This window comes from Kitasatospora purpeofusca (assembly GCF_034043715.1).
Classification (GTDB): domain Bacteria; phylum Actinomycetota; class Actinomycetes; order Streptomycetales; family Streptomycetaceae; genus Kitasatospora; species Kitasatospora purpeofusca_A.
On record NZ_JAXCLC010000033.1, the window covers coordinates 1 to 21,043 of the forward strand.

The following is a 21,043-nucleotide window of genomic DNA, read 5'->3' on the forward strand; positions in this document are numbered from 1 at the left end:
GGGGGGCCCCCGCGGCGTTTCCGCAGCTCTTTCGGGGTCGGGGCCGGGGTCGGGGCCAGAGTGCTTCGGAGGCCCGGCGGTCCGGGAAGCGGGCCGCGCCGCCCGCCGACGCTGACCATGGCGCCCACGGGCGGTGCGGTCCTGGGTGCGGACGCGGGGACGGGGAGGGGTCCTGGTGACTCCCCGCCCGGCCGGTCCGCCGACAGTTGGCTTCTTGGCTCCTGCTTCCCGCTCGACTCCTCCCCGCTCTCCCGTGCCTGAAACCACCGGGGACATCCGGGTTTGCCCCGGAATCGACCCCTGCCCGACCGGCCCCCCGCCGCAAGAACCCGCGCGGATCCCGCTCACCGGGCGGACTCACCGCGCCGCGGCCGGGTAGCGTCTATCCCTGACGGCCGTGGCGGGACCCACGGCGTGCCGCCGCAGCGGGCGGCTCCGGCGGGGAGAAGTGGTAGCGAGCATGGCGCGGGGCGGAAAGGCCTTCAAGGCCGTGGCCAAGGGCATGGCCGTGGTGGCGAGCGCGGCCGCCGTCATCGAACGGCGCCGACGGGCCGCGATGGCGGCCGACTTCCACGAGACCCTCCACCCGGTGGAGCCGGTGGACCTGATGGACCCGGCGGCGGCTCCGGCCGCCCGTCCGCTGCCCGGTCCGCGCGGTGCCGCCGTACCCGCGGCGGCGGCGGCCGTGACCGGCGTACCGTCCGGGTCGTCCGTTCCGGCTGCCGCGCCCGTTCCGGCTGCCGCGCCCGTCCCGGTGGCCGCACTGCCCGCCCCCGCGCCGCTGGCCGCCCCGCTGACCCCGCACGGCCACTTCGGCCGGCCCGCCACCCCCGCCGAGGCGGTGCCGTGGAGCCTGCGGGTCGCCGCCGAGTCCACCTGGCGGCTGCTGCTGCTCGGCGCCGCGCTCTACGTCGTCTTCTACATCGTCGACATGCTGCGGCTGGTCGCCTTCGCGGTGCTCGCCTCGCTGCTGATCTCCGCGCTGCTGGAGCCCACCGTCTCCTGGCTGCGCCGGCACGGGGTCCCGCGCTCACTGGCCGCCGGCGGAGTGTTCATGAGCGGACTGGCCGGCATCGGGCTGGTCGGCTGGTTCGTGGTCTGGCAGGTGACCACCAACCTGGAGACCGTCACCAGCAAGGTCAAGGCCGGTGTCGACCAACTGCGGGACTGGCTGATCACCGGGCCGCTGCACCTGACCGAGCAGCAGATCACCGACTTCGCCAACCAGATCACCAAGGCGATCAGCACCAACAGCGAGCAGATCACCTCCGCCAGCATCACCGGCGCGCAGATCGCGGTCGAGGTGCTGACCGCCGTCCTGCTGGCGTTCTTCACCACCTTCTTCCTGCTCTACGACGGCGAGCGGATCTGGAACTGGGCACTGCGCGGGCTGCCCAGGCACTCCCGGTACGCGATGGCCGGCGCGGGCCCCAAGGCCTGGGCCACGCTGACCGCCTACGTCCGCGGCACCGTCTGCGTGGCGTTCATCGACGCGGTCTTCATCGGCGTCGGGATCCAGCTGCTCGGCGTGCCGATGGCGCTGCCGCTCGCCGTGATCATTTTCCTCGGCGCCTTCGTCCCGCTGGTCGGCGCACTGGTCACCGGCACCGTCGCGGTCCTGATCGCGCTCGTCACCACGACCCCGTGGACGGCGTTGATGGTGCTGGTGGTCCTGATCGCCGTCCAGCAGATCGAGGGCCACGTCCTCCAGCCGCTGATCCTCGGCCGCGCCGTCCGGGTCCACCCGCTCGGCGTCGTCCTCGGCGTGGCCGCGGGGTCGATCATCGGCGGCATCGGCGGCGCCATCGTGGCCGTCCCCCTGATCGCGGTCACCAACACCGTGGTCACCCACCTCCGCCGCCGCAACGAGGCCGGCCAGGCCGTCTTCACCGCCCTCGAAGCCGCCCGCGAGGCCGCCACCCGCCCCCATCCCCCCACCACCTGACCAACCACGAACGGGCCCCTCGCCACCCGGACCGGAGTCCGGGGCGAGGGGCCCGTTCGTGGTGGTGCCGGGTCAGGCGGTGATGCCTGCCAGGGCGGCCTCGGAGTCGAGGACGCCCGCGACGGCCTGGAGGACGGCGGCGATCTTCATCGAGGCCTGGACGACCTCGCGGTCGACGCCGGCCTTGCGGAGGACGGCCTCGTGCGAGTCGAGGCACTGGCCGCAGCCGTTGATCGCGGAGACCGCGAAGCACCAGAGTTCGAAGTCGACCTTCTCGACGCCGGGAGTGCCGATGATGTTCATCCGCAGACCGGCCCGCATGCTGCTGTACTCCTTGTCGGAGAGCAGGTGCAGCGTCCGGTAGTAGACGTTGTTCATCCCCATGACCGCGGCCGCGCCCTTGGCGGCGTTGTACGCCTCCGGGGAGAGGTTGGCCTTGGCCTCGGGCTCCAGCTCGCGCAGCACGGCGGGGCTGCGGGTGGCCATCGCGCAGGAGAGCACGGTGCCCCACAGCTGCTGGGCGGGGAGGTCGGAGTTGCCGATGACCGAGCCCAGGTTGAGCTTGAGGTCCTTGGCGTAGTCCGGGAGGGCGGACTTCAGGTCGTCGAGGGCCATGGGTCAGCCGGCCAGCAGGGCCTGGGCGTCGAGGGTGTCCTCGCCCTTGGTCCAGTTGCAGGGGCACAGCTCGTCGGTCTGCAGGGCGTCCAGCACCCGCAGGACCTCCTTCGGGTTACGGCCGACGGAGCCGGCGGTCACCATGACGAACTGGATCTCGTTGTTCGGGTCGACGATGAAGACGGCGCGCTGGGCGGTGCCGTCCGCGGCCTCGACGCCGCAGGCGCGCATGAGGTCGTGCTTGACGTCGGCCAGCATCGGGAACGGCAGGTCGCGGAGGTCCTTGTGGTCCTTGCGCCAGGCGTGGTGCACGAACTCGGAGTCGCCGGAGACGCCGAGGATCTGGGCGTCGCGGTCGGCGAACTCGTCGTTCAGCTTGCCGAACGCGGCGATCTCGGTCGGGCAGACGAAGGTGAAGTCCATCGGCCAGAAGAAGACGATCTTCCACTTGCCCTCGTAGGACTTGTGGTTGATCTCGGCGAAGGCGTTCGCGGCGTCCAGGTCGACGCAGGCGTTGAGTTCGAACTCGGGGAACTTGTCACCGATCGTGAGCACGTTCGCTTCTCCTGAGGTTGAGACTGAGGGGAGTTTGTCCGTTTTGCGGAACGGTCTCCACCATTCCACATCGTGGACTGATCAGGGAAATAGCTACACTCGATGTGACTGATCGGAGAGAGTTATCAACAGTCCCACGCCCCCCTCCCGCCCCGTCCGTCGCAGGGCTTCCGCCCGTAAACCCGACGCGACTGTGGGGAACGCCACCTCGCGCACCCCCCGGACGCCGACGGTCGCCCAGCTCAGGGCTTTCGTCGCGGTGGCCGAGCACCGGCACTTCCGGGAGGCCGCGGCGGCCACCGGTACGAGCCAGCCGGCCCTCTCCGGGGCGGTCGCGGCGTTGGAGGAGTCACTGGGCGCGCAACTCGTCGAGCGTACGACGCGCCGGGTCATGATCACTCCGCTGGGTGAGCGCGTACTGGAGCACGCGCGCCGGGTACTCGCCTCCGTGCAGGCGCTCACCGAGGAGGTGGACGCCGCCCGCCGGCCCTTCACCGGGCCGCTGCACCTGGGCGTCATCCCGACCGTCGCCCCGTACCTGCTGCCGACCGTGCTGCGGCTGGTCCGCGACCGCTACCCGGAGCTGGAGCCGCACGTCCACGAGGAGCGGACGCCCTCGCTGCTGGAGGGACTGGCCGCCGGGCGGCTGGACGTCCTACTGCTCGCGCTGCCGGCCGGCGGTGCCTCGCCGACCCGGGACATCCCGCTGTTCGACGAGGACTTCGTCCTGGTCACCCCGCCCGACCACGAGCTGGCCGGGCAGGTGGACGTGGCCCGCGACGTGCTGCTCGACCTGGATGTGCTGCTGCTCGAGGAGGGCCACTGCCTGCGCGACCAGGCCCTCGACATCTGCCGCGAGGTCGGCGCCGACCCCGGCGGCTCGACCACCAGGGCGGCCGGTCTGTCCACCCTGGTGCAGCTGGTGGCCGGCGGTCTCGGGGTGACCCTGCTGCCCGCCACCGCGCTGGACGTCGAGGCGGGACGCGCGGACCGGCTGGCCGCCGTCCGCTTCGCCGCGCCCGCGCCGGGCCGCCGGATCGGGCTCGCCGCCCGGCCGGGCTCGGCCCGCAGCGGCGAGTACGACCGCTTCGCGGCCTCGCTGCGGGAGGTGCTGGCCGAGCTGCCGGTCCGGATCGTCCAGTCCTGACGGGGTCGGGGGGCGCACCGGAGGCGCGCGGACGCGACGGCGTTCAGGGCCGCCCGCCGCCGACGGCGCTCAGGGCCGCGCGGACGCCCCGAGGCAGAGGCCGACGGTGGTGGCGACGAGCAGGTCGAGCGCCCGGCGGGACTCCGGCTCCGGGTCCTCGCCGGCGGCCTTGAGGACCAGGTAGCGGTCGCTCAGGCCGTTGAAGCCCGCCAGGAAGTACACCGAGACCTCCCGGGCGGGCAGCGGCAGCGTCAGTCCGTGCGCGGCGGCGAGCCCGGTGAGCAGCGCGGCGGCGGTGTCCTCGATCTCGTGCTGGAGCGCCCGCATGGTCTCCTGCAGGTCCGGGTCGCGCAGTGCCATCGCGGAGAACTCGGTGATCAGCGCGCACTTGCCGTCCTCGCCGACGGCGCTGTCCCAGAGGGCGTGGACCATCGTCCGGACCTGCTCGCCGAACGGGCCCTCGGCGGGTGCCGAGGCCCGGACCTGACCGATGAACTCGGCGGTCAGCTGCTCGACGACGGCCCGGTAGAGGTCCTTCTTGGTGCCGAAGGTGTAGTGCACCGTCGCCTGTGCCACGCCCAGCTCCGCCGCGATCGCGCGGGTGCTGCCGGCGGCGATCCCCTCGCGGGCCATCAGGTCGATCGCGGCCTGGATCAGTTGGGGGCGCCGCTCGGCGGCCGGGACATGAGCCATTGGGCCAGGGTATCGCCATGTTCGGACAACCGGATCGAATGATCTCGTCGAGCGTTCGCGTCGTCCGACTTTGTCATGCGACAAGGTTGCGCGTACGGTGAGGCGGACGACCGGGCACCCCACTCCCGCCTGCCCGAACGACCCGATCGAAGGTGCACGCATGGCCACGTACCTGTACCGCCTGGGCCGCCTCTGCTTCCGCCGGAGGCGAACCGTCCTCGCCGTCTGGCTCGCCCTGCTGATCGCGGTCGGCGGCGGCGCCGCGGCCTTCGGCGGCGGGACCACCGAGGAGTTCAAGGTCCCCGGGACCGAGGCCCAGGCCACCCTGGACCGGATCAAGGACACCTTCCCGGCGCAGGCCCACGGCTCCGCCCAGGTGGTGTTCCGCAGCGACGCGGCCGGTGGCATCGCGGCCCCCGGGAGCGCCCGGGCCGTCGGCGAGGCGGTCGCCCGGATCGCCGCCGTCCCCGGAGTCGCCGACATCCCCGACCCGTACGCCACCGGCGCGCTCTCCCCGGACGGCACGGTCGCGCTCGGCCTGGTCTCCTTCGACAGCAAGCTCGGCGACATCACCGACCAGCAGCGCGACGCGGTCAGGGCGGCGGCCGACCCGGCCAGGGCGGCCGGTGTCACGGTGGCCTTCGGCGGCGACGCCTACAACAGGATGGCCCAGGTCGACGGCGGCGAGGTGATCGGTCTGATCGTGGCCGGGCTGGTCCTGGTGGTCACCCTGGGGTCACTGGTCGCGGCCGGGCTCCCGCTGGTCACCGCGCTGGTCGGGGTCGGGATCGCGATGGCCGGGGTGTTCACCGTGGCCGGCTCCTTCGAGGTCATCTCGACCGCGCCCGTGCTGGCGCTGATGGTCGGTCTGGCGGTCGGCATCGACTACGCCCTGTTCATCGTCTCCCGGCACCGGCGCCACCTCGCCGAGGGACTGGAGCCGGAGGAGGCCGCCGCCCGCGCCAACGCGACCGCCGGCAGCGCGGTGGTGTTCGCCGGCCTCACCGTCGTCGCCGCCCTGGCCGGGCTGGCCGTCGCCGGGGTGCCGTTCCTGACCGTGATGGGCCTGTCCGCCTCGGCGGCCGTGGTGGTCGCCGTGCTGGTGGCGGTCACCCTGCTGCCCGCCGTGCTCGGCTTCGCCGGCCGCGGCATCGACCGGCTGCCGGTTCGGCGGCGCGCGCCGCGGACCACCGGGCGCCCGACGCTCGGCGAGCGCTGGGCGGGCTTCGTGGTGCGCCGCCCGCTCGCCGTGCTGCTGGTGGGCCTCACCGCCCTGGTCGCCCTCGCCGTGCCGGCCGCGAGCCTCACCCTCGGCCTGCCGGGCGGCGGTTCACAGGCCAAGGGCACCGACGCCCGCACCGCGTACGACCTCGTCGACCACAGCTTCGGCCCCGGCTTCAACGCGCCGCTGGTCGTGGTGGTCGACGCCGCCGGGGCGGCGCAGCCGGAGCAGGCGGTCCAGGGCGTGGCCGGGCGGCTCGGCGCGCTGCCGGGTGTCCGGACGCTGCTCCCGCCGCAGTCGGACGGGCCGAGCCGCACCGCGCTCCTCCCGGTCATCCCGAAGACCGGCCCGGACCACGCCGACACCCGGCAGCTGGTCACCGACATCCGCGACCAGCGCGACGCCCTCCAGGCGGAGACCGGCGCGCGGATCGACGTCACCGGGACCACGGCCGCCAACATCGACGTCTCCGCCAAGCTGAGCGACGCGCTGCCGCCGTTCGTCGCGGTGATCGTGGGCATCGCGCTGGTGCTGCTGGCGCTCGCCTTCCGTTCGATCCTGGTGCCGCTGAAGGCGGTGGCCGGCTTCCTGCTCTCCATCACGGCCTCGCTGGGCGCCGTCGTCGCGGTCTACCAGTGGGGCTGGCTGGACGGCCTGATCGACGTGCCGAAGGTCGGGCCGGTGGTCAGCTTCGTGCCGATCCTGCTGATCGGCGTGCTGTTCGGGCTCGCGATGGACTACGAGCTGTTCCTGGTCTCGGGGATGAAGGAGCACCACGTGCACGGCATGGAGCCGCGCGAGGCGGTGGTGGCCGGGGTGAAGAACGGTGCCCGGGTGGTCACGGCGGCCGCGCTGATCATGGTCGCGGTGTTCGGCTCGTTCGTCTTCGGCCACGACCCGATCGTCCAGCCGATCGGCTTCGCGCTCGCGGTGGGCGTGCTGGTGGACGCCTTCGTGGTGCGGATGGCGCTGGTGCCGGCCGCGATGGCGCTGTTCGGGCGGGCGGCCTGGTGGTTCCCGAAGAGCCTGGACAAGGTGGTGCCGCGGGTGGACATGGAGGGCGAGCAGCTCATGGCCCGGCTGGAGCCGGCGGCCGGCTCGGCCGCCGCCGACCCGGGGGCGAAGCTGCCCGAGCGGGTCTGAGCCGAGGCCGGCCGGGTCCGAGTTGAAGGCCGGGTCCGAGCCGAGGGCGGCCGGGTCCGGCCCGAGCACGGAGGGGGCTGCCCCGGCGTACGCGCCGGGGGCAGCCCCCTCCTCACGGCAGCCGCTGCTCGAACCAGACCACCTTGCCGTTGCCCAGCCGGGTCGCGCCCCAGCGTTCGGCGCACCTGGCCACTATCTGCAGGCCCCGTCCGCGCTCGTCCTCCGGCCCGGCCCGGCGCGGCCGGGGCAGCAGCGGACTGTCGTCCCCGACCTCGCAGCGCAGCCGGGTGGTGCGGACCAGGCTCAGCGTCACCGGGCGGGTGGCGTGCTGGACGGCGTTGGTGACCAGTTCGCTGACCATCAGCTCGGTCGCCTCGGTCAGTTCCTCCAGCCCCCAGCGGCGCAGGGTGTGCGCGGCCAGCCGGCGCGCCCGCCCCGGCGTCTCGTTGCGCGGCTGGAGGTACCAGTGCGCGACATCCCCGGCCGGGATGCCGTCGAAACAGGCGGCCAGCAGGGCGATGTCGTCGCCCCGGTCCCCCGGCGGCAGGATCCGCAGCGCCTCCTGGCAGAGGTGCTCGGGCGCGTGCCGCAGGGTGCCCGAGAGCCGGGCGCGGAGCAGTTCGAGACCGTCGCTGAGCGGTCGGCTGCGGGTCTCCACCAGGCCGTCGGTGAACAGCAGCAGGGCCGATCCCGGCGGCGCGGGCAGTTCGACGGAGGAGAAGTCCACCCCGCCGACGCCGATCGGCGCCCCCGCCTCCAGGTCGAGCAGCTCGGCCGTGCCGTCCGGTTGGACGAGCACCGGCGGAACGTGTCCGGCGTTGGCGAGCACCACGCGGTTGGCGATCGGGTCGTAGACCGCGTAGACGCAGGTCGCCAGGTGCTGTTCCCGGCCGAGCCGTTGGGCCTGTTCGTCCAGGTGGTAGAGCACCTCGTGCGGCGGCAGGTCGAGGGCGGCCAGGGTCTGCGCGCTGGTGCGCAGCTGGCCCATGATGGCGGCCGAGGTGAGCGAGTGGCCCATCACGTCGCCGACGATCAGCGCCACCCGGTTGCCGGGCAGCGGCACTGCGTCGTACCAGTCGCCGCCTACCTGGGCGCCGCGCTCCCCGGGCAGGTAGCGCTGGGCGAGCCGGACACCGTGCGGCTGGGGCAGTCGCAGCGGCAGCATGCTGCGCTGGAGCTCGTTGGCTATCTCCCACTCGCGGGCGTACCGCAGCGCGGTGTCCACGGCCAGCCCGGCCTGGGTGGCGAGGTGGGTGGCGGTGGCGGTGTCGGCGGCGTCGAAGCCGGGCCGGCCGCTCTTCTCCTGCGGGCGCCGGATCAGCACCAGCAGTCCGAGCACGGCTTTGCGGCCGCGCAGCGGCAGGGCGAGCACCGAGGTGCCCGGGCTGAGCCTGGCCAGGCCCCGGGCGCCGTACAGCTCACGCAGCAGTTCGGTGGTGCGGGCGCTGCCGCTGTCCTCGGCGGAGCCGAGTACGACCGGTTCGGCGGGGCGCCGGCTGAGCAGGGTGTGCGCGAGCGCGCCGCCGCGGGTGACCGGGGTGGCCGGGCCGGGGTCGGCGGTGGAACGCGCGCCGTACCGGCTGCCGTAGCGGTCCCCGTAGCGGTCGCGCTGGTCGTCGCCGGCCGGGCGGCCGCGCCGGCCCAGCCGGGTGCCCTGGCTGTGGTGGATCCGCAGCTGTTCGGGGAAGCCGGGCTCGCGTTCGACGTTGGGCAGCGGGTCGCGCAGGTGGACGACGGCGGCGTCGGCGAGGGCGGGGACCAGCACCCGGCCGACGTTGCGCAGGGTGGCGGCCAGGTCGAGCGCGCTGTTGATCCGCCGGGTCGCGGAGTCGAGGTAGGCGAGGCGCTCGGCGACCCGGTCCGGCGGCCGGGGCTGCTGGGCCTGCTGCTCCGGCTGCTGTCCGGACTCGGCCGGGTCCGGTGGTGGCGGGGGTGACGGCGACCGGCGCGGGAGCGGCAGGGCAGGCGGCTGTCCGGCCTCGGATTTGAGCTGGTCGCGCACGGGTGCCTGTCCTGGGATCGGTACGGTCTGGGGCCTGTTGCTGGTCTGGGGTGTGCGGTCGTGCTCCGGTCCGCCGGCGCCGCCGGGGTCCGTCGGGTGCCGACCGGCCGTCAGCCGACCCGTCGACAGCGGAGGAAGAGCTGCTCCTCCGGCGGCAGCGTGGTGCTGGCCGGCGCGTACGGACGCCCCTCCTGCTCCTCGATCACGAACCCGGCGTCCAGCAGGACCCGTTCGAGATCCTCCCGCAGGTACCCGCTGATCCGCAGCTCCCGCCCGAGGAAGGGCAGCGGAACGTGGTCCAGGTCCGCCTCGACCATACCGAGCGCCAGCAGTCCGTCGGGCCGCAGCAGGGCGCGCAGCCGGGCCAGCACGGTCGGGATCTCGTCCTGGGGGAGGAGGATCAGGGAGAAGAACGCGGTGACCGCGTCGAAGGTGCCCCGCCCGGCGGGCCCGAGCCCCGGCAGGTTCCAGGCCGAGTCGGCGCGTTCGGTCGCGAGGTCGTACATGTCGATGCGGTGCAGGGCCGGCGGGTGCGGGCCGGGGTGGTGGGCCTCCCGGGCCAGGGTCAGCATGACGTCCGACAGGTCGACGGCGGTGACCCGCATCCCGGCCGCGACCAGCTGGCGGACGGTCGGTTCGCCGCTGCCGCAGCCGACGTCCAGCACCGCGGCGCCCGGCTCCAGCCGGGCCAGCAGCCGGCGCCCGCAGGCCAGCTGGCCGTGCTTGGAGGGGAACGCCTCCGCGTAACCGGTGCCGATCGTGTCGAAGGCGACCGCCTGCAGGGCGCGCGCGGCCCGGCGGCGCAGGACGTCGGGACCGCCGCCCGCGTCCTCGTCGATGGGGAACGGATCCGATATCTGTCCGGTCGTCACGATTGAGAGGCACCTTTCGGCCGGGCCTCCGGTCGGCTGGGCGAGGCGCGAGGCAGGACCGCCGTCTCCTCCCGGCGCTCGCGCTGCCCCGCCGGCCCGCTGCCGGTGGCGGTACGTCACGCTCCCCGCGTCACACTGACTGCATTGCCACGCTGACTGCACTCTGACACTTTGCACAGACTCTTTGCACAGGGACACTCTGCACTGCGGAAGCGCCGCCGCGCTGCCTTTTGCCGGATGCTCCACCGGAGAAGTGCACTTGTGTGTGTACTGGAATCCGAGAATATGCGTGATCACTCCGCCATGGGGTCCGTTTTCGGCCAACTCGTGGCGGTTGGCCGACGGCAACCCTCTCCGGAAGCACGAGGCGCGGGCGGAGGGGGTGCGTCCGGGGCGCGCGCGCCGTACGGGCAGCGGATCCGATCCGGCCGACCTGGGGATCCGTCGATCCGCGGGCCGACGATCCGACGTTTATCGAACGTCAATCGGCGCGGTGCACAGTGGAGTCCAGCGCCGGGGAAGCGTTGAAGGTGCTCCCGCAGCCGGGGGGCTGCGGGAGCACCGAACGCTCACGGGGAGGACCCCAGGGGGGAAGTACGGGGGACGGGGGCCTACGGCGCGGGGGGAGCGGAGGGCTCGGTGTGCTGCTGGGAGATGAGGTCCGCCACGGGGGAGGCCTCCGGCACACCGAGCCGCGTGAAGACGGCGTGCGCCTCGCGCAGGCACGCCAGTCCGCGTGCCGGCTGGGCGAGGCCGAGCAGCGCTTCGCCCAGCGCGGCGTTCGCCAGGCCCTGGCAGTAGGCGGAGTCCATCTCCAGCCCGATCGCCAGCGACTCCTCGGCCGTCTCCGCCGCCTCGGCCTGCTGGCCGGCGGCGAGCAGGGAGGAGGAGAGCCGGGCCAGGGTGTAGCCCTCCCGCAGGCGGTTCTGCTGCGACTGGTAGAGCCGGTGCGACTCGCGCAGGTGCCCGACGGCGGTGCCGGGCTCGTCGGCGGCGGACAGGACGACACCGAGCTGGTAGAGCGTGTCGGCCAGACAGGGGCCGTTCTTGGACGCCCGCGCGGTGGCGACCGCCTCGGTGACGGAGCGGACGGCGGTCTCGACCATGCCCAGGCCGAGCTGGGCCCGGGCGAGGTTGCCGAGCAGTCTGGCCTCGCCGATCGGCGCGCCGACCACCCGGCTGATGGCGAGCGCCTGCTCCAGGAAGGGCAGGGCCTCGGCCGGACGGCTGGTCAGGCTGAGCATGATGCCCAGGGTGTTCGCCGCCATCGACCGCATCACGGTCATGTCCTCCGGGTCCTGGAGGCCCAGGCTCCGGCGCAGGGACTGCTCGGCGTTCTGGAAGTCGATGGCGATCGACTGCAGGGTGCCGAACGCGAAGTGGACCCGCGCGAGCGCGGCCGAGTCGCCGGAGGCTTCCGCGTTCCGGTCGGCGGTCTCCAGCATCCGGCGCACCCGGGGACCGTGGGTCGGGTCCTCGACGAGGCTGTGCAGGACGATCAGCATGTCCACGGCCGGCCGCAGCAGTTCGCTGGGGCCGCCGACGGCGGCCTCGACCGAACTGTGCAGCAGGGCGGTCTCGGTGCGCAGCCACTCGCGGGCGGCCTGGCTCGACGGGAACAGCAGCCCGGGCGAGCCGAGCGGGTTCAGTGGTTCGGGCAACTGGTCGTCGGGCTCGATGGCCTGTGCCGCGTTGCGCACGGTGGGCAGTACGAGGTCGAGCAGCCGCCGGGTCGCGGCCTGTTGCTCCTCGACGTCGCCGATCCGCTCGTTCTTCCGCTGGGCGTAGAGCCGGAGCAGGTCGTGGTAGCGGTAGCGGCCCGCGGAGAAGGTTTCCAGCATGTTGGCCTCGACGAGGGCCTCGGCCAGGTCCTCCGCCTCGTCCTCCCCCACCCCGAGCAGGGCGGCGACCGCCGCCAGCGGCAGGTCCGGCGAGTCCACCACCGAGAGCAGGCGGAAGGCCCGGGCCTCGGCGGGGGACAGCTGTCCGTAGCCGAGCCCGATGGTGGTCTCGACGGCGAGGTTGCCGAGCTGGAGCTCGTCCAGGCGCCGCCGTTGATCGGCTAACCGCCGGGCCAGGTCCGAGACGCTCCACCGCGGCCGGCTGGCGAGCCGGGCGGCCGCGATCCGGACGGCGAGCGGCAGGAAGCCGCAGGCGGTCACCACGGCCATGGCGGCCTCGGGCTCGGCGTCGACGCGCTGCTCGCCGACGATCGCGGAGAAGAGCGCCAGCGCCTCCGCCGGGGTCAGCTCCTCGACGTCCACCAGGTGCGCGCCGGGGATGCCGGCCAGTCGGGACCGGCTGGTGGCGAGCACGGCGCAGCTGGACACCCCGGGGATGAGCGGTCGGATCTGCTCGGCGTCCTGGGCGTTGTCGAGCAGGATCAGCATCCGCCGGCTGGCGAGCAGCGACCGGTAGAGGGCGGCGCGCTGCTCCAGCGACTCCGGGTTCTCGGCGACGCCGAGCGCGTGCAGGAAGTCGCCGAGCACCACGGCGGGGTCGGCCGGTGAGGCGCCCGCGCCACGGAGGTCGACGTAGAGCTGCCCGTCCGGGAACTCCGCGCGGACCCGGTGGGCGACGTGCACGGCGAGGGTCGTCTTGCCCACGCCGCCGATGCCCGCCAGCGAAGTGACCACCACGGCCTGGCCGGTGGCGTTCATCAGAACGGTGGAGAGGTCGGCCACCATGTCGGTACGGCCGCTGAAGTCGGACACGTCCGCCGGGAGTTGGGCCGGCGCCGGCGGGGCGGCGGGCCCTTCGTCGCGGGTGGCGGCCGGCGGCGCGGGGGCGGCCGGGAGGGCCAGTGCCGGGTCGGCGGCGAGGATCCGGGAGTGCATGGCGGACAGCCCGGAGCCCGGTTCGACGCCCAGTTCGTCGATCAGCAGCTTCCTGGTGTCGGTGTAGACGCCGAGCGCCTCCGCCTGCCGGCCGCAGCGGTACAGCGCGAGCATCAGCAGTTCGCGCAGCCGCTCGCGCAGCGGGTGCTCGGCGGTGAGCGCGTTCAGCTCGCCCACCACCTCGGCGTGCAGGCCGATGTCGAGCGCGACCGCACAGCGTTCCTCGGCCACCGACACCTGGCGCTCGGCGAGCCGCAGCCGTTGGGAGTCCGCGTACGGGCCGGGGACGCCGGTGAGCGGGCGGCCGGCGAACAGCGCCAGCGAGCGGACCAGCAGGTGGTGGGCGTTGTCGAGGTCCCCGGCGCCCCGGGCGGTCGCGGCCTCGACCGCGAGCTGCTCGAAGACGGTCATGTCGAGGGACTCGGCGGGAATCTGCAGGGCGTAGCCGTCGGCGACCGAGACCAGGAACTCGGCGGGCCGGCGCACCTCGCGGCGGGGCTCGATGACCGTGCGCAACCGGGAGACATAGGTGCGCAGCGCAGCGACGGCCTGGGTGGGCGGCCGGTCCCCCCAGAGTCCGTCCACGAGGTCCTGGGTGGTGACCGGGCGGCCGGCGTGGAGCAGGAGCATGGTCAGGACGGCCTGCTGCTGCGGGGAGCCGAGGGCGAGTTGCTTGCCGTCGAGCCAGGCCTGGACCGGACCGAGTACCTGGAAGCGCAGCGCCGGAGCAGGCGGCGTCTCCCGAAACTCCATGTAGTCCCCCGATGGCCTGGTGTCGATTTCCCGGTAGGGCGCTCGGCGGTTCCGCCGTTGTGGTGGCTTCAGCTTAGGCGGGGGGCCGACTCTGCCGGACGGCACGGTCAGCCGCACGATGTTTATCGGACATTTAATCAACCCTACGATACTGACTCCGTGCCCGCGCCGAGCCGGTGGGGCGCAGACATTTGATGATCGAAAGGCGGCCCGCCCATGGCCAACAACGAGAGCGCGACCCCCGTGTCGACCGAGCCGGCCGCCGAGGCCGTCACCGCGGAGGCCGGTCAGGCCGTCGAGGGCGCGGTCGCCGCGGCCCCGAGCGCGGTCTTCGAGGAGCCCACCGCCGAGGAGCGGGCGGAGCTGGAGAGCGAGACGTTCGGCGACGAGTCGGACTACGTGGTGGAGCCGCACGCTCCCGCCGCAGGTGAGCCCGGCAAGGGCGGCCGGGAGCCGCAGGGCGTCATCTGGAGCCACCCGTAGGCCCTTCCCGTCGGGCGGTCGGCCCTTCCTGGAAGGACGACCGGGGAGTCCCGCGAGTCGTCACCGTCCTGACGACCGCGCTGATCGACCATCACGCCGCGACCGCCGCCGGACCGTCCACCGGCCTGTCGCGGCCCCACAGCACCGGAGCGCCCCGCGTCCCGCCGTCGGCGGTGCGGGGCGTTCGCGCGTCGGGCCGTCGACGGCCCTCGTTTCGCGGGCCGATTCGCGGCGCCAATTCGGCACTGATATCGGCGGAAATCGCCCATGTGTATACGAGTTGATCTCCCTGTTGTCGCGTTCGCGAGTTGTACGGCCGCGACCGCCGGAGCCTTTGTCGAGAATGTCGGCAATTGCCTCCGGCACATGACCGCGCGACCCTCCCCATGACCCTCCTCGCGGGGCGGCCCGCCGTGGCGGCGAGCGGCCCGCGCGCGTACCCGGTGGCCGGAATTCGCTGTCGGGGTTGCCTCGTCGGGTGAGGGGTCAGGCCGCGTGGGCGGGGGCGGACGAAGCGGGGTCGGCGCGGCTGACGGGCCTGGTGGGGGCGGCGGGTTCGGCGTCGGCCTCCACCTCGCCGGTGTCCCCGGCCGGGGCGACGTGTTCGGGGCGGGCGGTCCACTCGCAACCGCCCTCGGGCGGGCGGAGGTAGTGCTCCCCGCCGATGGTGTCCATGTAGATGCCGGTGCGTCCGGTCCTGGTGTCGAGGACGGATTGCCCCACGCGCGGCCGGTAGGCCGCGGCGGCGCGCTTTCGGATGCTCACCGCGCTGCTCCTTGCTGCTCCGGTGCGGGCGCGGCGACGGTGGTGGCCGGCCCTGGTCGCTGTCGTGGCTTGGCTTGTGGTTCGGCTCTGCTCGGCGACTACCCAGCATCTCTAGAGAAGCTAATATCTCTAGAGATGTCAACGGTCCAGCCGGTCCTATCGGCTTACCGGCGGCCGCGGGCGCGCCTACGATTTCCGAGAGGACGAGGGAGAAGGCGATGGTCGGCAGCAGCAGCGGCGAGAAGCAGCCCAAGTACCAACGGATCGCCGACACGCTGAAGGCGGCCATCGACGCCGGCGAGTACCGGGCGGGCGACCGGCTGCCCGGCGAGAACGACCTCATGGACGTCTACGGCGTGGCGAGGATGACCGCCCGTCAGGCACTCGGAGTGCTGCAGAGCGAGGGCATCGCCGAGGCCCGCCGCGGGGCCGGCGTCTTCGTCCGGGACTTCCGGCCGCTGCGCCGGCGCGGGATCCAGCGGCTCGCCCAGGGCCAGTGGGGCTCGGGCCGGTCGATATGGTCGGCCGACATCGACAACCGCACCCTGGTCGTCGACCAGGTGTCGGTCACCGAGCAGGGCGCGCCCGAGCACGTGGCCCGGGTGCTCGGCGTCGACCCGGACGCACCGATGTGCGTGCGGCACCGGCGCTTCGTCCTGGACGGCAAGCCGGTGCTGCTGTCGACCTCCTACCTGCCCGCCGGACTCGTGGCCGGTACCGCCATCACCCGTGAGGACACCGGCCCGGGCGGCACCTACGCGCGGCTGGCCGAGATCGGCGCCAAGCCGGTGCACTTCCGCGAGGAGGTCCGGTCCCGGATGCCGGCCGCCGAGGAGGCCGTCCGGCTGGAACTCTCCGCCGGTACCCCGGTGGTCCTCATCTGCCGGACCGCCTTCGCCGACGAGGGCCAGGTCGTGGAGCTGAACGAGATGATCCTGGACGCGGCCTCCTACGTCCTGGAGTACGACTTCGACGCCTGACCGCCTGACCGCCTGACCGCTTGACCGCTTGACCGCTTGACCGTCCTACCGCCTGGCACCCGACATCTGACGCTCGATCGCCTGACGCGCCACCGCCCCGGGCGCGGGCGGCGGCCGGGGCGGTGGGTCGGAGAGGGAGGGTCGCGAGGGTGGATCGCGAGCGGTGGGCCGCCGGGGAGCGGCGGGCGCGCCCCGGTGGGCGCTACTCCTTGGAGCGGACCCGCAGGCTGGTGATCAGCGGGCCCTCGGTGGTCTCGCGGAAGAAGTCGTTGCCCTTGTCGTCGACCACGACGAAGGCCGGGAAGTCCTCGACCTCGATCCGCCAGACGGCCTCCATGCCCAGCTCGGCGTACTCCAGGACCTCGACCTTCTTGATGCAGTCCTGGGCGAGGCGGGCCGCCGGGCCGCCGATCGAGCCGAGGTAGAAGCCGCCGTGCGCGGCGCAGGCGTCGGTAACCTGCTTGGAGCGGTTGCCCTTGGCGAGCATGACCATGGAGCCGCCGGCGGCCTGGAACTGGTCGACGTAGGAGTCCATCCGGCCGGCCGTGGTGGGACCGAAGGAGCCGGAGGCGAAGCCCTCGGGGGTCTTGGCCGGGCCGGCGTAGTAGACCGGGTGGTCCTGGAGGTACTTGGGCATGCCCTCGCCGGCGTCCAGGCGCTCCTTGATCTTGGCGTGCGCGATGTCGCGCGCGACGACCAGGGTGCCGGTGAGCGAGAGCCGGGTCTTCACCGGGTACTTGGAGAGCTCGGCGCGGATCGCGGACATCGGCTGGTCGAGGTCGATCCGCACCACGTCGTCGTCGAGGTGATCGTCGGTGGTGTCCGGCAGGTACTTCGCCGGGTCGGTCTCCAACTGCTCCAGGAAGACGCCCTCGGCGGTGATCTTGCCCAGGGCCTGCCGGTCGGCGGAGCAGGAGACGGCCATCGCGACGGGCAGCGAGGCGCCGTGGCGGGGCAGGCGGACCACCCGCACGTCGTGGCAGAAGTACTTGCCGCCGAACTGGGCGCCGATGCCGATCTTCTGGGTCAGCTCGGTGACCTTGGCCTCCAGCTCCAGGTCCCGGAAGCCGTGGCCGGTCTTCGCGTCGCCGGAGGTCGGCAGCTGGTCCAGGTAGTGCGCGGACGCGTACTTGGCGGTCTTCAGCGCGAACTCGGCACTGGTGCCGCCGATCACGATGGCCAGGTGGTACGGCGGGCAGGCGGCGGTGCCCAGCGAGCGGATCTTCTGCTCCAGGAACGAGAGCATGTTGGCCTCGTTCAGGATCGCCTTGGTCTCCTGGTACAGGTACGACTTGTTGGCCGAGCCGCCGCCCTTGGCCATGAAGAGGAACTTGTAGGCGTCGCCGTCGGTGGCGTACAGCTCGATCTGGGCCGGCAGGTTGTTGCCGGTGTTCTTCTCGTCCCACATGGTCACCGGGGCCATCTGGGAGTAGCGCAGGTTGAGCTTGGTGTACGCGTCGTAGACGCCGCGGGCGACGGCGGCCTCGTCGCCGCCGGCCGTCAGCACGTTCTGGCCGCGCTTGCCCATGACGATGGCGGTGCCGGTGTCCTGGCACATCGGCAGGATGCCGCCGGCCGAGATGTTGACGTTCTTCAGCAGGTCCAGCGCGACGAAGCGGTCGTTGGGGCTGGCCTCGGGGTCGTCCAGGATGCGGCGCAGCTGGGCGAGGTGGGCCGGGCGGAGGTAGTGCGAGATGTCGTGCATCGCCTCGGCGGTGAGCAGCCGCAGGGCCTCGGGCTCGACCTGGAGGAAGGTCCGGCCGCCGGCCTCGAAGGTGGAGACACCCTCGGAGGTGAGCTTGCGGTAGGGGGTCGGGTCAGCGCCCAGGGGGAGAAGGTCGCTGTACTCGAAGTCCGGCGTGGGAGCCATGGGGGCGGTCCTTAGATGTCCAGTGTTGCCAGTGTTCCGGCTGCGTCGGCGAAGCACCCTGGAGGGCGAGAGCACCCTCAAGGGTAGGACCCGCGGGAATCGCGCACGCGGGAAGGTCAGCCTGCGTGACCGGGGTCACCCGCCGGTGGGGAAGGGACTTGCCCGGTTGACTAGGCTGGCCCCCGTGGAGAACTCGCCGTCGAAGGACCCGCAGGACCAGCGGATGGACGATCAGGGCCGGGGGGCCGTACCGATGACCAAGTCCGGGGCGACGCCGCCCGCCCGACCCGCGCACGCCCCGGTCGCGGAGGCCGAGATCCGGGCCTCGGACGCCGACCGCGAACGGGTGGCGGAGCTGCTGCGCGACGCCTACGCCGAGGGTCGGTTGGACGTCGAGGAGCACGCCGACCGGATCGAGGCGGCGTACGCGGCCAAGACCCTGGGCGAACTCGTGCCGCTGACCCGGGACCTTCCGGTGCACGGCGGGATCTCGTTCGAGAAGCCGTCGTTGGGCGACCCGGCGGCGGCCCCGCGTCCGGACGGACCGGTGCGGCTGCCGGCCCGCAACGAGGCGCCGACGATGCTGGCCGTCTTCGGCGGCTCGTCCCGCAAGGGCCGGTGGCGGGTGGGGTCCAACCTGCGGGCGGTGGCGATCTTCGGCGGGGTCGAGATCGACCTGACGGACGCCGTGTTCGAGTCGCCCGAGGTGGTGATCGACGTGGTGGCGATCTTCGGCGGGGTGGAGATCAAGGTGCCGGAGAACGTCAGCCTGCACGGCGGCGGCGTCGGCATCTTCGGTGGCTTCGACGTCAAGGAGCAGACCGCGGCGGACCCGTACGCGCCGGTGGTGCGGGTCAAGGGCACCGCGGTGTTCGGCGGTTGCGAGGCCAAGCCGCGCCGGGGCAAGAAGCTCAAGGAGTGGGTGCGCAAGCAGCTCGGCGCCGACTGAGCCCGCCGCCCCGCCAGCCCGCCGCCCCGCCGGCCCGTCGGCCCACCGGTCGGACCGCCCGGCGGTCGGACGGAACGCTCTGACGGGCCGCCGCGGCGCATTCGGAACGACGGACTCCGCTGCTCGGCGGCCGGTCCCGTGCCCGGCCGGGGACAACTCCCGGCCGGGCACTCCTCGTTGTGTCGGGTGCACCCTGTAGTCGGTTGCGTGCAGTGTGCATGAATCCCGGCGGCGTGGGGTAGTTCCTCTGGCACATCGCTTCTTGTACGGCTGCGTACCGGAGGCGGCCTGAGGCCGGCCCGGGTGTGAACGGGGACCCCGCAGCCGGGCAGGGGAGCGAGCTTCCCCGTGTCCGAGAGCCTCGTCAGGAGTACGGCCGTGCTGCATCCGATCGAGTCCCGCACCACCTCGTCCGCCGTCCCGTCGCCGGCTGCCCCGTCGCCGGTCGGGCGGCCGTCCGCCGCCGCCTCGCCGGTGGTCGCGGCGCAGCTGGTGGAGCGGCCCCCGGCGCAGCCGGCGGGCGAGGACAGTCCGTGGCACACCGCCGCGGCCTGCCGGCGGGACGAGGTGGGCCTGTTCTTCGCGCCGTCCAAGGAGCCGACCGCGGCCCGGCTGTCGCGCGAGGAGCGGGCGAAGCAGGTGTGTGCCCGCTGCCCGGTGCTGCTGGACTGCCGGGAGCACGCGCTGGCGCAGCCGGAGCCGTACGGGGTCTGGGGCGGGCTGACGGCGGCCGAGCGCCGGGTGGTGCTGGCGCGGCGCCGGCGGCGGGACGTCGAGCTGTGCGAGCCGGTCCGGGTGCCGGGGGCGAGGGGCCGGATCGCGGGGTGACCTCCGGCGCCGGGCCGGGGGCGTCGGCACCCGCTCGCCGGGCCCGTACGCGCCCGGTGGGCCGGTACACGCCCGCCGGGCCCCGCGTACGCCCGCGGCCTCGGCGAAGGGGACTTCGCCGAGGCCGCGGGTTCGTCGTGGCTCTGCCGTGGTCCGGGCCGCCGGTGGGCGGCCCGGTCGCGGGGTCGTTCAGTTGGCGCGGTCGAAGTCGATCGCGCTGTAGGCCCGCAGCTTGGACAGCCGGTGGGTGGCGTGGACCTCGCGGATGGTGCCGCTCTTGGACCGCATGACCAGCGAGCTGGTGGTGGCGGTCTCCTGGCGGTAGTGCACACCGCGCAGCAGCTCGCCGTCGGTGATGCCGGTGGCGACGAAGAACACGTTCTCGCCGCTGACCAGGTCGTCGGTGCTGAGCACCCGGTCGAGGTCGTGCCCGGCGTCGATGGCCTTCTGCCGCTCGGCGTCGTCCTTGGGCCAGAGCCGGCCCTGGATCACGCCGCCCATGCACTTCATCGCGCAGGCGGCGATGATGCCCTCGGGGGTGCCGCCGACGCCCAGGAGCAGGTCGACGCCGGTGCCCTCGCGGGCGGCCATGATGGCGCCGGCGACGTCGCCGTCGGAGATGTACTTGATCCGGGCGCCGGCCTCGCGGATGTCCCGGATCAGGCCCTCGTGGCGGGGGCGGTCCAGGACGACGACGGTGACGTCCTCGACGGCGATGCCCTTGGCCTTGGCGACCCGGCGGATGTTGACGGCCGGCGGGGCGGTGATGTCGACGAAGTCGGCGGCCTCCGGCCCGGTGACCAGCTTGTCCATGTAGAACACGGCGCTCGGGTCGAACATGGTGCCGCGGTCGGCGACGGCCAGGACGGCGACCGCGTTGTTCATGCCCTTGGCCGTGAGGGTGGTGCCGTCGACGGGGTCCACCGCGACATCGCACTCGGCGCCGGTGCCGTCGCCGACCCGTTCGCCGTTGTAGAGCATCGGAGCTTCGTCCTTCTCCCCCTCGCCGATGACGACGACGCCGTTCATCGAGACGGTGGAGACGAGGGTGCGCATGGCCCGGACGGCGGCGCCGTCGGCGCCGTTCTTGTCGCCACGGCCGACCCAGCGGCCGGCGGCGAGCGCGGCGGCCTCGGTGACCCGGACGAGTTCGAGCGCGAGGTTCCGGTCAGGAGCCTCGGGCGCGACCTCGAGGGAGCTGGGGAGATGGTGCGGGTACTGCGTGGTCATCGTCGTTACCTCTCTGTACGCGACGGCCAGTAAGCGCCCGACTACTGCCTGGTCGAACGCCGTGGTGAGGGTGTTGCGATCGTATCTGCCCACGAGATGACTGTCTGTGGCGCGGGTCCCTCCACGGCCCGCAGGGGGCGGCTTCCGCCCTCGG

The 21,043-nt window shown here is 73.3% G+C and carries 16 protein-coding genes; 7 read left to right on the forward strand and 9 right to left on the reverse strand.

Annotation, left to right across the window (positions count from 1 at the left end; translation table 11 throughout):
• Nucleotides 1-460 precede the first annotated feature (460 nt).
• Nucleotides 461-1,945, forward strand: coding sequence for an AI-2E family transporter (locus tag SM793_RS18435; RefSeq protein WP_320439297.1), 1,485 nt, complete (start codon nt 461-463; stop codon nt 1,943-1,945).
• Nucleotides 1,946-2,017: 72 nt separating this feature from the next.
• Here SM793_RS18435 and SM793_RS18440 read toward each other — a convergent pair whose 3' ends face one another.
• Together SM793_RS18440 and SM793_RS18445 are read right to left on the reverse strand one after the other, a co-directional pair.
• A complete protein-coding gene (locus tag SM793_RS18440; protein WP_266271271.1) occupies nt 2,018-2,560 on the reverse strand; it encodes an alkyl hydroperoxide reductase in 543 nt (180 codons plus the stop codon).
• Nucleotides 2,561-2,563: 3 nt separating this feature from the next.
• The gene (locus tag SM793_RS18445; protein WP_030397082.1) at nt 2,564-3,115 is read right to left on the reverse strand and encodes a peroxiredoxin; all 552 of its coding nucleotides are present in this window, start codon (nt 3,113-3,115) and stop codon (nt 2,564-2,566) included.
• 193 nt (nt 3,116-3,308) lie between these two features.
• On the opposite strand from SM793_RS18445, the gene SM793_RS18450 reads away from it, so the two are divergent.
• Nucleotides 3,309-4,262 carry a LysR substrate-binding domain-containing protein gene (locus SM793_RS18450; protein WP_320439298.1) on the forward strand — a complete coding sequence of 318 codons (954 nt, stop codon included), beginning with the start codon at nt 3,309-3,311 and terminating at the stop codon, nt 4,260-4,262.
• 69 nt (nt 4,263-4,331) lie between these two features.
• Here SM793_RS18450 and SM793_RS18455 read toward each other — a convergent pair whose 3' ends face one another.
• The gene (locus tag SM793_RS18455) at nt 4,332-4,955 is read right to left on the reverse strand and encodes a TetR/AcrR family transcriptional regulator (RefSeq protein ID WP_320439299.1); all 624 of its coding nucleotides are present in this window, start codon (nt 4,953-4,955) and stop codon (nt 4,332-4,334) included.
• A gap of 160 nt (nt 4,956-5,115) precedes the next feature.
• Here SM793_RS18455 and SM793_RS18460 point away from each other — a divergent pair, with 160 nt between their 5' ends.
• Nucleotides 5,116-7,320 (forward strand): MMPL family transporter, encoded by a 2,205-nt coding sequence (locus SM793_RS18460; RefSeq protein WP_320439300.1) that lies wholly within the window; start codon nt 5,116-5,118, stop codon nt 7,318-7,320.
• A 112-nt stretch (nt 7,321-7,432) separates the two neighbouring features.
• Here SM793_RS18460 and SM793_RS18465 read toward each other — a convergent pair whose 3' ends face one another.
• From SM793_RS18465 to SM793_RS18475, 3 genes are all read right to left on the reverse strand, one after another.
• The gene (locus tag SM793_RS18465) at nt 7,433-9,322 is read right to left on the reverse strand and encodes a SpoIIE family protein phosphatase (RefSeq protein ID WP_320439301.1); all 1,890 of its coding nucleotides are present in this window, start codon (nt 9,320-9,322) and stop codon (nt 7,433-7,435) included.
• 110 nt (nt 9,323-9,432) lie between these two features.
• Entirely contained in the window at nt 9,433-10,161 is a 729-nt protein-coding gene (locus SM793_RS18470) for a class I SAM-dependent methyltransferase (protein ID WP_320439363.1), read from the reverse strand.
• A 644-nt stretch (nt 10,162-10,805) separates the two neighbouring features.
• The gene (locus SM793_RS18475) at nt 10,806-13,784 is read right to left on the reverse strand and encodes an AfsR/SARP family transcriptional regulator (protein WP_320439302.1); all 2,979 of its coding nucleotides are present in this window, start codon (nt 13,782-13,784) and stop codon (nt 10,806-10,808) included.
• A 216-nt stretch (nt 13,785-14,000) separates the two neighbouring features.
• Between SM793_RS18475 and SM793_RS18480 the strand changes: the two genes are divergently transcribed.
• A complete protein-coding gene (locus SM793_RS18480) occupies nt 14,001-14,267 on the forward strand; it encodes a hypothetical protein (RefSeq protein WP_320439303.1) in 267 nt (88 codons plus the stop codon).
• 486 nt (nt 14,268-14,753) lie between these two features.
• Here the strand turns inward: SM793_RS18480 and SM793_RS18485 are convergent, their stop codons facing one another.
• Entirely contained in the window at nt 14,754-15,032 is a 279-nt protein-coding gene (locus tag SM793_RS18485; protein WP_320439304.1) for a hypothetical protein, read from the reverse strand.
• Between the two features lie 218 nt (nt 15,033-15,250).
• Between SM793_RS18485 and SM793_RS18490 the strand changes: the two genes are divergently transcribed.
• The gene (locus SM793_RS18490; protein ID WP_320439305.1) at nt 15,251-16,012 is read left to right on the forward strand and encodes a GntR family transcriptional regulator; all 762 of its coding nucleotides are present in this window, start codon (nt 15,251-15,253) and stop codon (nt 16,010-16,012) included.
• Between the two features lie 202 nt (nt 16,013-16,214).
• Here SM793_RS18490 and SM793_RS18495 read toward each other — a convergent pair whose 3' ends face one another.
• Nucleotides 16,215-17,882 (reverse strand): fumarate hydratase, encoded by a 1,668-nt coding sequence (locus SM793_RS18495; RefSeq protein ID WP_320439306.1) that lies wholly within the window; start codon nt 17,880-17,882, stop codon nt 16,215-16,217.
• A 223-nt stretch (nt 17,883-18,105) separates the two neighbouring features.
• Between SM793_RS18495 and SM793_RS18500 the strand changes: the two genes are divergently transcribed.
• Both SM793_RS18500 and SM793_RS18505 read left to right on the forward strand, forming a co-directional pair.
• A complete protein-coding gene (locus SM793_RS18500) occupies nt 18,106-18,831 on the forward strand; it encodes a DUF1707 SHOCT-like domain-containing protein (protein ID WP_413815989.1) in 726 nt (241 codons plus the stop codon).
• A gap of 474 nt (nt 18,832-19,305) precedes the next feature.
• Nucleotides 19,306-19,659 carry a WhiB family transcriptional regulator gene (locus SM793_RS18505; RefSeq protein ID WP_320439365.1) on the forward strand — a complete coding sequence of 118 codons (354 nt, stop codon included), beginning with the start codon at nt 19,306-19,308 and terminating at the stop codon, nt 19,657-19,659.
• Nucleotides 19,660-19,848: 189 nt separating this feature from the next.
• Here the strand turns inward: SM793_RS18505 and glpX are convergent, their stop codons facing one another.
• Nucleotides 19,849-20,889 (reverse strand): class II fructose-bisphosphatase, encoded by a 1,041-nt coding sequence (glpX, locus tag SM793_RS18510; protein ID WP_320439307.1) that lies wholly within the window; start codon nt 20,887-20,889, stop codon nt 19,849-19,851.
• Nucleotides 20,890-21,043: the final 154 nt, after the last annotated feature.